Source organism: Agrobacterium tumefaciens (assembly GCF_005221385.1).
GTDB lineage: Bacteria > Pseudomonadota > Alphaproteobacteria > Rhizobiales > Rhizobiaceae > Agrobacterium > Agrobacterium tomkonis.
This window is the reverse complement of sequence record NZ_CP039903.1, coordinates 945,130-957,959: the sequence shown is the minus strand read 5'-3', so window position 1 is coordinate 957,959 and position 12,830 is coordinate 945,130. Positions and strand designations below refer to the sequence as shown.

Annotated in this window: 16 protein-coding genes; 11 read left to right on the top strand and 5 right to left on the bottom strand. The window is 57.9% G+C overall.

Annotated features, from left to right (window positions below; genetic code table 11):
* The first annotated feature begins 61 nt into the window (after window positions 1-61).
* Window positions 62-1,309 (top strand): cytochrome P450, encoded by a 1,248-nt coding sequence (locus CFBP6623_RS04835; RefSeq protein ID WP_062653876.1) that lies wholly within the window; start codon window positions 62-64, stop codon window positions 1,307-1,309.
* A 20-nt stretch (window positions 1,310-1,329) separates the two neighbouring features.
* Here the strand turns inward: CFBP6623_RS04835 and CFBP6623_RS04830 are convergent, their stop codons facing one another.
* The gene (locus CFBP6623_RS04830) at window positions 1,330-2,088 is read right to left on the bottom strand and encodes an SDR family NAD(P)-dependent oxidoreductase (RefSeq protein ID WP_046800323.1); all 759 of its coding nucleotides are present in this window, start codon (window positions 2,086-2,088) and stop codon (window positions 1,330-1,332) included.
* A 102-nt stretch (window positions 2,089-2,190) separates the two neighbouring features.
* Between CFBP6623_RS04830 and CFBP6623_RS04825 the strand changes: the two genes are divergently transcribed.
* Window positions 2,191-2,505 carry an ArsR/SmtB family transcription factor gene (locus tag CFBP6623_RS04825; protein ID WP_046800324.1) on the top strand — a complete coding sequence of 105 codons (315 nt, stop codon included), beginning with the start codon at window positions 2,191-2,193 and terminating at the stop codon, window positions 2,503-2,505.
* A 20-nt stretch (window positions 2,506-2,525) separates the two neighbouring features.
* Here CFBP6623_RS04825 and CFBP6623_RS04820 read toward each other — a convergent pair whose 3' ends face one another.
* The 3 genes from CFBP6623_RS04820 to CFBP6623_RS04810 form a co-directional block, all read right to left on the bottom strand.
* Window positions 2,526-2,867, bottom strand: coding sequence for a cupin domain-containing protein (locus CFBP6623_RS04820; protein ID WP_046800325.1), 342 nt, complete (start codon window positions 2,865-2,867; stop codon window positions 2,526-2,528).
* 14 nt (window positions 2,868-2,881) lie between these two features.
* A complete protein-coding gene (locus CFBP6623_RS04815; protein WP_046800326.1) occupies window positions 2,882-4,165 on the bottom strand; it encodes an O-acetylhomoserine aminocarboxypropyltransferase in 1,284 nt (427 codons plus the stop codon).
* Window positions 4,166-4,238: 73 nt separating this feature from the next.
* Entirely contained in the window at window positions 4,239-4,673 is a 435-nt protein-coding gene (locus CFBP6623_RS04810) for a CoA-binding protein (protein WP_046800327.1), read from the bottom strand.
* A gap of 927 nt (window positions 4,674-5,600) precedes the next feature.
* On the opposite strand from CFBP6623_RS04810, the gene CFBP6623_RS04805 reads away from it, so the two are divergent.
* From CFBP6623_RS04805 to CFBP6623_RS04770, 8 genes are all read left to right on the top strand, one after another.
* Complete coding sequence (locus CFBP6623_RS04805; RefSeq protein ID WP_046800328.1) at window positions 5,601-6,437, top strand: EamA family transporter; 837 nt, start codon at window positions 5,601-5,603, stop codon at window positions 6,435-6,437.
* 250 nt (window positions 6,438-6,687) lie between these two features.
* Window positions 6,688-7,152, top strand: a complete 465-nt coding sequence (rplM, locus tag CFBP6623_RS04800; RefSeq protein ID WP_035242586.1) for a 50S ribosomal protein L13 — start codon at window positions 6,688-6,690, stop codon at window positions 7,150-7,152.
* A 2-nt stretch (window positions 7,153-7,154) separates the two neighbouring features.
* Entirely contained in the window at window positions 7,155-7,622 is a 468-nt protein-coding gene (gene rpsI, locus CFBP6623_RS04795) for a 30S ribosomal protein S9 (protein WP_046800329.1), read from the top strand.
* Between the two features lie 109 nt (window positions 7,623-7,731).
* Window positions 7,732-8,097 (top strand): type II toxin-antitoxin system RelE/ParE family toxin, encoded by a 366-nt coding sequence (locus tag CFBP6623_RS04790; protein WP_080842162.1) that lies wholly within the window; start codon window positions 7,732-7,734, stop codon window positions 8,095-8,097.
* Window positions 8,087-8,419: an XRE family transcriptional regulator gene (locus tag CFBP6623_RS04785; RefSeq protein ID WP_046800331.1), complete on the top strand. Its 333-nt coding sequence runs from the start codon at window positions 8,087-8,089 to the stop codon at window positions 8,417-8,419. Before CFBP6623_RS04790 ends, CFBP6623_RS04785 begins: the two co-directional genes overlap by 11 nt.
* Window positions 8,419-9,372 carry an agmatinase gene (gene speB / locus CFBP6623_RS04780; RefSeq protein ID WP_046800332.1) on the top strand — a complete coding sequence of 318 codons (954 nt, stop codon included), beginning with the start codon at window positions 8,419-8,421 and terminating at the stop codon, window positions 9,370-9,372. The genes CFBP6623_RS04785 and speB overlap by 1 nt, the downstream gene beginning before the upstream one ends.
* A 70-nt stretch (window positions 9,373-9,442) precedes the next feature.
* The gene (argC, locus tag CFBP6623_RS04775; RefSeq protein WP_080842163.1) at window positions 9,443-10,375 is read left to right on the top strand and encodes an N-acetyl-gamma-glutamyl-phosphate reductase; all 933 of its coding nucleotides are present in this window, start codon (window positions 9,443-9,445) and stop codon (window positions 10,373-10,375) included.
* Window positions 10,376-10,385: 10 nt separating this feature from the next.
* The gene (locus tag CFBP6623_RS04770) at window positions 10,386-11,231 is read left to right on the top strand and encodes an aminoglycoside phosphotransferase family protein (RefSeq protein ID WP_052818549.1); all 846 of its coding nucleotides are present in this window, start codon (window positions 10,386-10,388) and stop codon (window positions 11,229-11,231) included.
* A 6-nt stretch (window positions 11,232-11,237) separates the two neighbouring features.
* Here the strand turns inward: CFBP6623_RS04770 and CFBP6623_RS04765 are convergent, their stop codons facing one another.
* A complete protein-coding gene (locus tag CFBP6623_RS04765) occupies window positions 11,238-12,341 on the bottom strand; it encodes a COX15/CtaA family protein (RefSeq protein WP_167379173.1) in 1,104 nt (367 codons plus the stop codon).
* A gap of 244 nt (window positions 12,342-12,585) precedes the next feature.
* On the opposite strand from CFBP6623_RS04765, the gene CFBP6623_RS04760 reads away from it, so the two are divergent.
* Entirely contained in the window at window positions 12,586-12,798 is a 213-nt protein-coding gene (locus tag CFBP6623_RS04760; protein ID WP_046800379.1) for a DUF2842 domain-containing protein, read from the top strand.
* Window positions 12,799-12,830 lie beyond the last annotated feature (32 nt).

The window sequence follows — 12,830 nt, the reverse complement described above, 5'->3', positions numbered from 1 at the left end:
AAACAGGGGGCGGTTTTTCCCCACCCTTTCCAAAGTGTAAGACGCGGAATAAACCTTGAGCATGACAGCGACATTTCCCTTCCTCACCATCGACCCCGCCACGCGCCGCGTTTCACTTGATGCCCGCGACCCGGCTTTCTACAACGATCCGAACCCGGTCTATGCGGCGCTTCACGCGCAATGTCCCACCTTTTACTGGGAAGAGCAGCGGCAGTGGTTCTTCACCGAATACGACCATGTCAGCGCGCTGCTGCGCGATCGCCGTTTCGGGAGACAGATCCTGCATGTGGCCAGCCGTGAGGAAATCGGCCTTGCGCAGCCGCTGGAGCATGTGAAGCACTTCGATGCTGCCGAGCAACATTCGCTGCTGGAACTGGAGCCGCCGGAACATACGCGGCTGCGCACGCTCATCAACCGCGCTTTTGTGTCCCGGCATGTCGATAAGATGAAGCCGGAAATCGAAGAGCTTGCCAACCGCCTGATCGACGCCTTCGAAGCCGATGGCAAGACGGAACTGCTCTCCACCTATGCCGATATCATTCCGGTGACGATGATTGCCCGCATGATCGGCATTCCCGAGGAAATGGGGCCGCAGCTTCTGAAATGGTCGCATGCCTATGTCGGCATGTACATGTTCAAACGCACTGCCGAGGACGAGCTTCTTGCCGACAAGGCAGCGAAGGAATTTTCGGACTATGTGCGCAGCGTGATCGCGGAACGGCGAGCGGAGCCGCAAGACGATCTCTTGAGCCACATGATCCACACGGAGCACAAGGGCCAATATCTGACCGATGACGAGCTGATTTCCACCACCATCGTGCTTCTGAATGCCGGGCACGAGGCGACCGTGCACCAGATCGGCAATTCCGTCCGCATCATTCTGGAAAGCGGCATCTCGCCTGACACCTTGTTCAGCGACGAGACGACCACGGAGCGCACGATTGAAGAGACGCTGCGTATCTGCGCGCCGGTCCATATTTTCCAGCGCTGGGTTCTGGAACCCCTCGAGATAGACGGCGTGACGTTCAAACGCGGCGACAAGGTCAGCCTCATTCTGGCCGCGGCCAATCTCGACCCCGCAAAATTCTCCGACCCGCTGGCCTTCAAGCCGGACCGGAACGAGGGCGTCAATGTGTCCTTCGGCGCCGGCATCCATTTCTGCATCGGCGCACCGCTGGCAAGGCTTGAGCTTAATCTTGCCCTGCCGCTGCTGTTCAGACGCCTGCCAGGTCTCAGGATCGCCGAGCCGCCGAAGGTCAAGGACGTCTACCATTTCCATGGTCTGGAACGGCTTGATCTGGCGTGGTGAATAGGGAGGTGAGGTCGCCCTTAGATTTGAGCCAAACCACCATCAACGGAAAGTTCCACGCCGGTGATATAGCTGGCCTTGGCTGACGCCAAAAACAGTACTGCTTCGGCAATTTCGTCAGGGTCGGCCATACGGCCGATCGGCGCTGCGTCCTTCAGATAGGCTTCGAAACCGGCGATCTTTTCATCGTCCATCTTAAGACCATTTTCCATGATCGGCGTGCGGGTGACACCCGGGCTGACCGTATTGACACGGATTCCCCGCGCCTTCAGGTCATTGGCAAAGCTGCGCGCGAACGAGCGAACCGCCGCCTTTGAAGCATTGTAAGCGCTCAGTTTTTCCATACCCTTGTTACCGACGATCGAGCCCGTCAGCACAATCGAACCGCCGTCCCGTAGCACCGGCAACAACGTCTGCACCGTATAGAACACGCCCTTTACGTTAATGTCGAAAATCCGGTCATAGAGCGCTTCGTGAGTTGCGCCAAGATCGTTGTTTTCCGCAATGCCGGCATTGGCGACCAGAACATCCACTGTCCGCCCGTCAGCTTCGATACGGCTTTTGAGCTGTTCGAGTTCCGACAGCTTCGCAACATCGGAAACGACGCCGATTGCGCGCGCTCCAAGTCTGGCGACTGCGGCATCGAGATTGGTCGAACTACGGCCAGTTACATAAACAGCAGCGGCGCCACCTTCCAAAAACAGCTTCGCAACCGAAAAACCAATCCCCGTCGATCCGCCTGTGACGACGACGACCTGCCCGTTGAATATTCCAGACATTGCAATCTCCTGAAAATATCTAAATTTCCGAATTACCATAATTCGGTATTTCGGTTTTATTGAAATATTGAAGCCTGTCAAGCCTTATGCTAGAGCCGTTATATGGTTCAGTTTTTTCATCCCGCCCGCGAAGACATATCGCTCACCGCCATGCTGGCCGCACTCGGCGACCCCGCCCGCATGGGTATCGTTCGGAAATTGTGGGAAGTGGAAGCCGGGCAGAATTGCGCTTGTGCAGCACCCTGCCCGGATATGCCACGGTCCACGCTTTCCAACCACCTGCGTATCCTGCGCGAAGCAGGAATAATACGCACACACAAACAGGGCGTCGAGAATATCAACGTCATGCGCCACGATGATCTGGAAGCACGTTTTCCGGGGCTTATGCGGTCGATTATATCCTTCGACCGGCTGTAAAGCGCGGCGGTAGCCCGCTATCAAAGCCGGATGACGTAATCCTTCCTTGTCGTTTCCACGACCTCCCAGGTGCCTGTAAAGCCGGGCTGCAGGACGAGCCGGTCGCCCGGCTTCAGGTGGCGCGGCGCGCCACCATCTTCCGTCAGGATGGAATGGCCTTCAAGAATGTTGAAATATTCCCATTCATCATAGACCACCCGCCATTTGCCGGGCGTGGATTGCCAGATGCCCGCATAGATGCCGCCCGGCGCTTCCTCCAGATTCCAGGTGGTAAATCTGGGGTCACCGAAAATCAGCCGTTCCGGCGCAGGCGCGCCATGCTCCGCTTCGACCGAAACATCAAATGTCAGCAAGTTCGTCATGGCGGGCCGCCCTCTCAGATTTTCGCAAGCGATTGTTCGAGATCGGCGATGATGTCCTTGACATCCTCGATACCGATGGACAGGCGCACCACATCCGGCCCGGCGCCGGCCGCCGTCTGCTGTTCCGGCGTCAGCTGCGCATGGGTGGTGGAGGCCGGATGGATGACGAGCGAGCGCGTATCGCCGATATTGGCGAGATGCGAGAAAAGCTGCAGCCCTTCCACCAGCGCTTTGCCAGCGGCATAACCGCCCTTGACGCCGAAGGTGAAGACCGAACCCGCCCCCTTTGGCGAATAATGCTGCTGGATGGCGTAGTTGTCACTCTCCTCCAGCCCGGCATAATGCACCCAGCCAACTTTCGGATGCGCCTTCAGCCATTTGGCGACGGCGAGCGCATTGTCGGAATGGCGCTGAACGCGCAGCGGCAGGGTTTCTATGCCGGTGAGAATGAGGAAGGCGTTGAAGGGCGAGATGGCCGGGCCAAGGTCACGCAGACCAAGCACACGGCAGGCAATGGCAAAAGCGAAATTGCCGAAGGTCTGGTGCAGCACGACGCCCGAATATTCGGGCCGGGGCTGCGACAGCGCCGGATATCTGTCCGTCGCCGACCAGTCGAACGTGCCGCCATCGACGATGATGCCGCCCATGGAATTGCCGTGGCCGCCCAGGAATTTCGTCAGTGAATGCAGCACGATATCCGCGCCATGTTCCAGCGGCCGCAGCAGATAGGGGCTTGCCATGGTGTTGTCGACGATGAGCGGCAGGCCGTGGCGGTGGGCAATCTCGGCAATTGCAGCGATATCCACGAAGGTGCCGCCGGGGTTGGCGAGGCTTTCGATGAAGACGGCGCGGGTGCGCTCGTCGATCTGCCGCTCGAAACTGGCCGGATCAGTGGCATCGGCCCAGCGCACCTGCCAGTCGAACCCCTTGAAGGCGTGGCCGAACTGGTTGATGGAGCCGCCATAAAGCTGGCGGGCGGCGACGAAATTGTCGCCGTGCTGCAGCAGCGTGTGGAAGACCAGCAATTGCGCAGCGTGGCCGGATGCGACAGCGAGCGCCGCCGTGCCGCCTTCGAGCGCTGCGACACGCTCCTCCAGAACCGCCTGGGTGGGGTTCATGATGCGGGTATAGATATTGCCGAATTCCTTCAGCCCGAACAGCGCGGCAGCATGATCGGCATCACGGAAAGCATAAGCGGTCGTCTGGTAGATGGGCGTCGCGCGTGCGCCGGTGGTCGGATCTGGCTGTGCCCCCGCATGGACGGCCAGCGTTGAAAAACCGGGATTGCTGCTCGACATGATATTTCCTCCAATGGAATTTTGGAGGGATCATAATGCCTTGCGGCAAAATGATAAGTCCGATCTGTACCAACTATCGCACAATATTGAGACGCGGATACTCAATTGCGGGGCAACGGTCCATCACTACGGACATGCCATAGGCCTCCGCCTTAGCGGCGGCATTGTCATCGCGCACGGATAACTGGCCCCAGATCACTTTCGGGCGCTGCGGCAGCAATATCGCCTCCTCGACGATCACTGAGAGATATTCGGGTGCCCTGAAGACATCGACCATGTCCACGGGTTCGGGAATATCGGCAAGCCGGGCATAGACCTTCTGCCCCAGTATCTCCTTGCCCGCCTGACCGGGATTGACCGGAAACACGCGGTAGCCCTTCGACAGCAAAAAACGCATGACGCCATGGCTCGGCCGCTCCGGATTGGGTGAGGCGCCGAGCAGGGCGATGGTCCTGACATCGGTCAGGATTTTTCTGAGATAGTCCGGTTCATAAGTATCATGCTGCATGTCAACTTGTCCCTTTGGCGCATCTCGCAGTTTGAGAGATGCTGGCAGGCACCCCTTCTGAGAGATCAGCGCGAGTATCGCGTTTCCTGCATAAATCCACAGCTACATCTGCACACCACCGGTACTTGCTTTTGTCCCTTGCTTTTATTGTCATTTAGGACGCATCATCGCTTTCTTGAACCCCTGCTGGCTCTAAAACCCGTGAAAGTGGCCCTTTCTTCGCTCGATATCGGCCATTTCATTCACGCAAAATGATTTCACGAAAGCACCCTGCATAAGCTGGTATTGAGTATTTTCATCCAGTTTTCAAAAGGGCTCTTACGCGAAGGAATGCCGGTCAAAACACCATTAACGTGCATTTTATGCGCCATTCGTCTCCTGTTTGTTTTCATTCCGTTCACCGATGAATTAGAGTTGACTAATTTTCAGAAAGTTATTCTGTAAATCAATCTATCTGCAAATCTACAACGTTACAGCTTGCTATTTTACACGGATATGAAATTTATTTTCAGAATAATGAAAGAAACCGGTGCTGAAATTGATAGCCTCATCCACGCCGCCAGAAATGCGAATGAAACCCAAATATCCGCTTAAATAGCCCTGATTTTTTAGAAACCACGCAAGCTCCGGCGTGACCAGAGCCTTGCATCCGGAGCCGGCATGCCCGTCCCGCGGATGAAATCATGAGCAAAGCGACGTTGCCCCCGAAGCAGGAGGTACCGCGACATGCACAAACCCGAAATTTGACGCGCGTCATTATCGGCGGAAGGGCCGCATATTTGCACGGATGATCAGACGAAACCCGCAATCGTTTTCAAATGATCACAAAGCGCCCACAACGCCTCGCGGCCTCCATCGAAAATGGATTTCGGTCGTCAAACCCCATGCTATAGGTTTCGCAAAGTAGCCCGCGAGCGAGTCTCTATTGTGACAATCGACATTCTTCTTCTGGTTCTCCTGGGTGCGATCCTGCATGCCGGATGGAATGCGCTGGTCAAATCCGGCTCAGACAAGTCACTTGACGCCTCACTGATTGCGGCGGGTGCTGCCGCTTGCTCCCTGCCCTTTCTGCCCTTCCTGCCGTTTCCGGCTCCTGTCGCCATTCCATTCCTCTTCGCTTCGGCCATTCTGCAATTTGCCTATTTCCGCCTTGTCGCTGCCGCCTATACGATCGGCGATATCGGCCTCGTTTATCCCGTCATGCGCGGTGTGGCGCCCTTGATCGTCGCGGCGACGAGCAGCCTTTTCCTGAGCGAGGTCCTGAGCCCGCTGGCGCTTGCCGGGATAGCCATCATTTCCGCCGGCATCCTGACGCTCGCCTTCGAGGCGCGGCGTGGCGGCGGAAAAGCGATCATCCTTGCGCTCATCAATGCCTTCGTCATCGCCTCCTACACCTTCGTCGACGGTGTCGGCGCAAGGCTTTCGGGCAATGCGATTTCCTATACGCTGTGGATGTCGCTGCTACCGCCCGTGCTGCTTTTCGGTTTCGCCTTTTACCAACGCGGGGCAAGCGCCGTCGCGGCGCATGTGCGGCGCAACTGGTGGCGCGGCCTGATCGGCGGTGGCGGCTCCATCCTCTCCTACGGATTGGCGCTTTATGCCATGACCAAGGCCCCCGTCGCTGTCGTCGCAGCACTTCGGGAAACCTCCATCCTGTTTGCGCTTGTCATCTCCGTCGTGATCCTGAAAGAACGCGCCAGCATCTGGCGTTATCTCGCCGGCGGCATCATAGCAGCAGGCGTTCTGGTCATGAGACTGGGCTAAAACGGGCCAATTTTATGGGGTAAAATATTACCACATAAATAAGTCGTTGTTTTTACTTGATTATTTTTAAGGTCTTCAAAAAACGTCATATTGACGCTTTCCCCGTCGCACCGTATAAGCGCGCCAGATCGGATTCCAGCCGGAATAGGGTCATTTGCGGTTACCCACAGGGCAACCAAACCAAGCAACAAGAAACGCCCGTATCTCTTTCATGAAGAGGATGACGGGTCCACGTTAGAAAGTGAAATCCATGTCTACTTTCGTTCAGAAGCCTGCTGAGGTGGAGAAGAAGTGGGTCATCATCGACGCCGAAGGCCTCGTTGTTGGTCGCCTCGCCACCATCGTTGCAACCCGCCTGCGCGGCAAGCACAAGGCCACCTACACACCCCACGTCGATGATGGCGACAATGTCATCGTCATCAACGCGGAAAAGATTGCCTTCACCGGCAACAAGTACTCCGACAAGAAGTACTACTGGCACACCGGTCATCCGGGTGGCATCAAGGAGCGCACCGCTCGCCAGATCATCGAAGGCCGCTTCCCGGAGCGCGTCGTTGAAAAGGCTATCGAGCGCATGATCCCGCGCGGCCCGCTCGGCCGTCGCCAGATGAAGAACCTGCGCGTTTACGCCGGCTCGAACCATCCGCACGAAGCACAGCAGCCCACCGTTCTCGATGTGGCCGCGCTTAACAAGAAGAACGTAAGGAGCGCCTGATAATGGCCGATCTTTCCTCTCTGAAAGACCTCGCCCCGGCATCGGAAGCTTCGGCTCCCGTGCACGTCCGCAAGGTTGATACCCTCGGCCGCTCCTACGCGACCGGCAAGCGCAAGAACGCCGTAGCCCGCGTATGGGTGAAGGCCGGTTCTGGCAAGATCATCATCAACGGCCGCGATTTCACCGCGTATTTCGCACGTCCGGTTCTGCAGATGATCCTTCAGCAGCCGATCGTCGCCGCTGCCCGCGCAGGTCAGTTCGACATCATCGCCACCGTTGCCGGTGGTGGTCTGTCCGGTCAGGCCGGTGCCGTTCGTCACGGTCTGTCCAAGGCCCTCACCTACTTCGAACCGGGCCTGCGCTCCGTTCTGAAGAAGGGTGGCTTCCTGACCCGCGACAGCCGCGTCGTCGAGCGTAAGAAGTACGGTAAGGCCAAGGCCCGCCGTTCGTTCCAGTTCTCGAAGCGCTAATCGCTTACTGGTACAATACCTTCGAAAGGCGGGGCTTCGGCTCCGCCTTTTTTTATTTTGGCGATCAGCTGCATCTTGAAATATTCCCTCAAGGGAATAATATTGCCGCATGAGCTATGTTGTCGAGTATACGAATGAATTCGGAGCATGGTGGGAAACGCTTGAGGAAAGCGAGCACATCAGTATCGACGCCTATGTTCAGAAACTGGAGGAGTGCGGCCCTCGCCTGCCGTTTCCCTATTCGAGTGGCATTCATGGATCACGGCACGCGCATATGCGGGAATTACGTATCCAAAGCGAAGGAAAACCGCTGCGGATATTTTACGCCTTCGATCCGCGCCGAATGGCGATCCTGCTGATCGGCGGCGACAAGACGGGTGACAAACGGTTCTATGACCGCATGATACCGATTGCCGATACACTTTATGACGAGCATCTGACGGAGCTTGAAAAGGAGCAGCACCATGAGCGGTAGACACAGTTTCGCGCAATTGCGCGACCGGATGTCGGATGATGCGCGCGTTAAATCAAAAGCCGAAGCAATTCGTCTGGAAGAGGAAATGGACCTTGCAGATGTTCGCAGGGCGCTGAAGCTCTCGCAGGACGAAATAGCACAGGCGCTGGATATTGGCCAAAGCTCGGTCGCCAAGCTGGAAAAAAGGGCCGATATGTATGTCGGGACGCTGCGCCGGTTTATCGAGGCGATGGGCGGCGAACTGGAAATCGTCGCCCGCTTCAACGGCCGCGCGATCAAAATTCGCAATTTCGCCGATCTTGCTGAAAAGGCGGAAAAGTAATGCCATCCAAAACCATCGACCATGCCTTTACCGCAACCACGCTGACATCGGCTGCGACCGATCCGACCCATGCGGGTGTCCTCTCCTTCATGCGGCGCAAATATACCAAGACCCTCAAGGGCGTATCGACAGCCATCTGGGGCATTCCCTTCGATGCGGCGACATCCAACCGGCCGGGTGCACGCTTCGGGCCGCAGGCCATCCGCCGGGCCTCGGCGATTTTCGATAACGATCCGCAATATCCCTTCGCGCGCGATCTCTTCGCCCATATGCCGACCGTCGATTATGGCGACTGCCTGCTCGACTACGGCAACCACTGGAAGACGCCTGATACGATCGAAAAAGAAGCACGCAGGATTATCTCCAAGACGGATTATCTGCTGACGCTCGGAGGCGACCACTTCATTACCTGGCCGCTTTTGAAGGCGCATGTGGCCAAGCATGGGCCGTTAGCTTTGGTGCAGTTCGATGCACATCAGGATACCTGGTTCGATGACGGCAAGCGGATCGATCACGGCTCCTTCGTGGCCCGCGCCGTTCGTGACGGCTTGATCGATGCCGACCGCTCGATCCAGATCGGCATTCGCACCCATGCCCCTGACGATTTCGGCATTCGCATTCTCCACGGTTACGAGGTGGAGGAGATGCGGGCGAGCGACATCGCCTCGCTGATCGTCAAGCATACGGCCGGCATGCCTGCCTATCTCACCTTTGACATCGATTGCCTCGACCCGGCCTTCGCGCCCGGAACAGGCACGCCGGTGGCCGGGGGGCCGACTAGCGCCAAGATTCTCTCCGTTCTGCGCGGGCTTGGCCAGCTCGATATTCGCGGCTCGGATGTCGTGGAGGTAGCGCCCGCTTATGACCATGCCGATATTACCGCCATTGCCGGAGCCACCGTTGCAATGTATATGCTTGGCCTGCGTGCCGAACGGCTGGCCAAGGCTGGCTGACAACGCGGCCACAACTTAGAAAAATGATTCCGAATACCCTTACAACCCTTTGAAAAGTCAGGACAAGGACATGACAGCGAAGATCTTCATCGATGGCGAACACGGCACCACGGGTCTGCAGATCCGCACGCGCCTTGCTGGTCGCCGCGATATTGACCTGCTGTCCATTCCCGAAGCCGAGCGCCGCAACGCCGCAATGCGCGAGGATATGCTCAACAACGCCGACATTTCCATCCTCTGCCTGCCGGATGACGCTTCCCGGGAAGCGGTCTCGATGGTGGCCGGCAACAACAATGTCCGCATCATCGATACCTCGACCGCCTATCGCGTCCACAAGGACTGGGCTTACGGTTTTGCCGAAATGGACAGCGAGCAGGGCGACAAGGTTCGTTCTGCCCGTTTCGTCGCCAATCCGGGTTGCTATCCGACGGGCGCTATCGGTCTCATCCGTCCCCTGCGCGCTGCCGGCATCCTGCCCGATGGTTATCCGGTCAGCGTCAATGCGGTCTCCGGTTATACCGGCGGCGGCAAGCAGATGATTGCGCAGATGGAAGACCAGAGCCGCGACGACGCGATCAGCGCCAATAATTTCCTCTATGGCCTGACGCTCTCCCATAAGCATGTGCCGGAAATGACCATTCACGGCCAGCTTGACCGCGCACCGCTGTTTGCGCCTTCCGTCGGACGTTTCCCACAGGGCATGATTGTGCAGGTGCCGCTGTTTGCCGCCGACCTCAAGGAAGGCACGAGCATCGAGACGGTCCATGCCGCGCTCACGGCCCACTATGCGGGCCAGGATATCGTTAGTGTGGTGCCGCTTGCCGAAAGCAAGGGGCTATCCCGCATCGATGCCGAGGAACTGGCGGGCAAGGACACGATGAAGCTCTTCGTCTTCGGCACGCCGGGCGGCGAGCACATCAATCTCGTGGCGCTGCTCGACAACCTCGGCAAGGGCGCATCCGGCGCGGCCGTGCAGAACATGGAACTGATGCTGTCGGCATGAGGCTTTCTGCATGAGCGGAACCATCCCCTCTTTTCCGGCCTCGTGGAATATCGAGGCCGCAAAACAGATTGCCGACACGCCGGCCGGGGTGGTCTACGCGGTAACGCGTGGTGACGGCTCTCCAGCCGTCGCCAAAGTCCTGAAAAAGAAAGTGCTTGAGGACAGCCTTCGCGGTGCGGATTTCATCGCGTGGCGGGCGGGTGTCGGATGCGTGGAGCTGCTTGAGCGTTCCGATGATATTCTGCTGATGGAACATGCCGGCGCGGAGACGTTGCGCGATGTATTGTTCCGCGACGGCGACGACGACGCGACCACGCAAATTGCTGCCGATGTTCTGCTCCAATACCATCAGCCATCACAGCAGCCCCCGCCCTCAAGCCTGCTGACGTTGCCTCTCTATTTCGAAAGCCTGTTCCGCAAGGCCGAACAGGATCGCACCGACGGCGTGGAGAGTATCTATGTCGACGCCGCCGCGCTGGCGCAGGAGCTGATTGACCGGCAACGGGATGTGAAGCCACTGCATGGCGATCTGCATCACGAAAACATCATGCGCAGCGGGCGCGGCTGGATCATCATCGACCCGGCCGGCCTGATCGGCGATGCGGCGCTTGATGTCGCGAACATGTTCTCCAATCCACTCGACCGCTTCGATCTGACACGCAGCGAGGCGCGTATCGCCTCCATGGCGGCGATTTTTTCCAGGGCGCTGCAGCGGGATGAACGGGTGTTGCTGCAATATGCCTTCGCTTATGGCTGCCTCTCGGCCACCTGGCACGAAGAGGACAGCAATGCGGAAGAGCGCGACAACGAACTCGCTGTCGCGGCTACCGTCAAAACGGTGCTGAAGCAGTTCTGAGCGCGCTTAGTCCCTGACTTCGACGGCGACAGGTGCCGGATATTCGCCAATGAAACCGCGCCAGTGGGCAACCGCAAATCCAAGCACGATCAAGGCCATGCCCTGATGGGCGAGCGCCACGTGGATATCCACATGCATGAGAAGCGTGGTGATGCCGAGCGCTGCCTGAATGGAAACGAGCACGAAGAACAGCACGGCGCGGCGTGCGTGTGGCGTATTCGGCAGGGCACGGGCAATGGACACCATGTGCCACAGCGTGGCGGCGAAAAGCGTATAGGCGCCGACACGGTGGATGAACTGCACCGTCTTGGGGTTTTCGAAGAGGTTGATCCACCAGGGCTGCTGCAGGAAGAGATCGCCCGGCACCAGTGAACCGTCCATCAGCGGCCAGGTGTTGTAGGAAAGGCCGGCATTCAGCCCCGCCACCAGCGCGCCGAGATAGATCTGGAACAGACAGAGCACCGTCAACAGGCCGGCAAAGCCCCTGCCCGTCTTTTCGTCTGCCGTTTCAGGCGAATGATGCGACAGGCCACGCAATATCCACATGCAGCCCGCGAAGATGAGGCAGGCGATGGTCAGATGCGTGGCGAGGCGATATTGCGAGACATCCGTGCGATTGACGAGACCGGAAGAGACCATCCACCAGCCGATAAAGCCCTGAAAACCGCCAAGCGCCAGAAGACCGACCAGCGGCAGGCGCAAACGCTTTTCGACGCGGCCCGTCAACCAGAAAAAGGCGAGCGGCAGGGCGAAGATGAGACCGATGGCGCGGGCAAGCAGGCGATGCGCCCATTCCCACCAGAAAATCGTCTTGAACTCATCAAGCGACATGCCCCTGTTGATTTCCTGATATTGGGGAATGCGCTTGTAAAGCTGGAATTCCTCTTCCCATTCGGCAACCGAAAGCGGCGGGATGGCGCCGTGGATAGGCTTCCATTCGGTGATCGACAGGCCGGATTCGGTAAGCCGCGTGGCGCCGCCGACCAGCACGAGACAGAAGAGCGTGAAAAGAACGACGCGCAGCCAGATGCGCAGCAGGCGGCGGTTCTTTTCCTGCTTCTGCAGGGCAGCCTCCACCACCATTTCCGCAGAACCGTTTGCCATCGTCATGCTGCTCGAACGCATCTTTTCAGGTCTCCCTCATACAGTCATGTTGATTAGCCCCAACCGGCACCACAAAACAAGGCCTCAGGGTTTGCGGCATGCGGTCGCGGCGGTATAGTCGCGCTTACATATCAGATCGTCCTGCCTCTTCTTCGAATCGCCAAGACGATCTATTTTTTTGTTTTGCGCATGTCTTTTTCCCAAAACCGATGACACTTTTGGGAGACATGCTCTCATGATGGAAGATTTCATGCCCCCTCGCCTCAGATCGCTTATCGGCACCATCGTCATCATCTGCCTCGTCGTCATCTACGCCGTGGCCGCGACGGCCATTGCATCGGCGACACTGGCGCAATCGCCGTGGTGGGTGCATCTGGCCTATTTCGTGCTGAGCGGGCTTTTGTGGATATTGCCGGCCATGCTCATCATCAAATGGATGGCAGGGCCCAAAAAACAGGGATAAGCGCCAACCGTTGCGCAACACCCTGAGGTCGC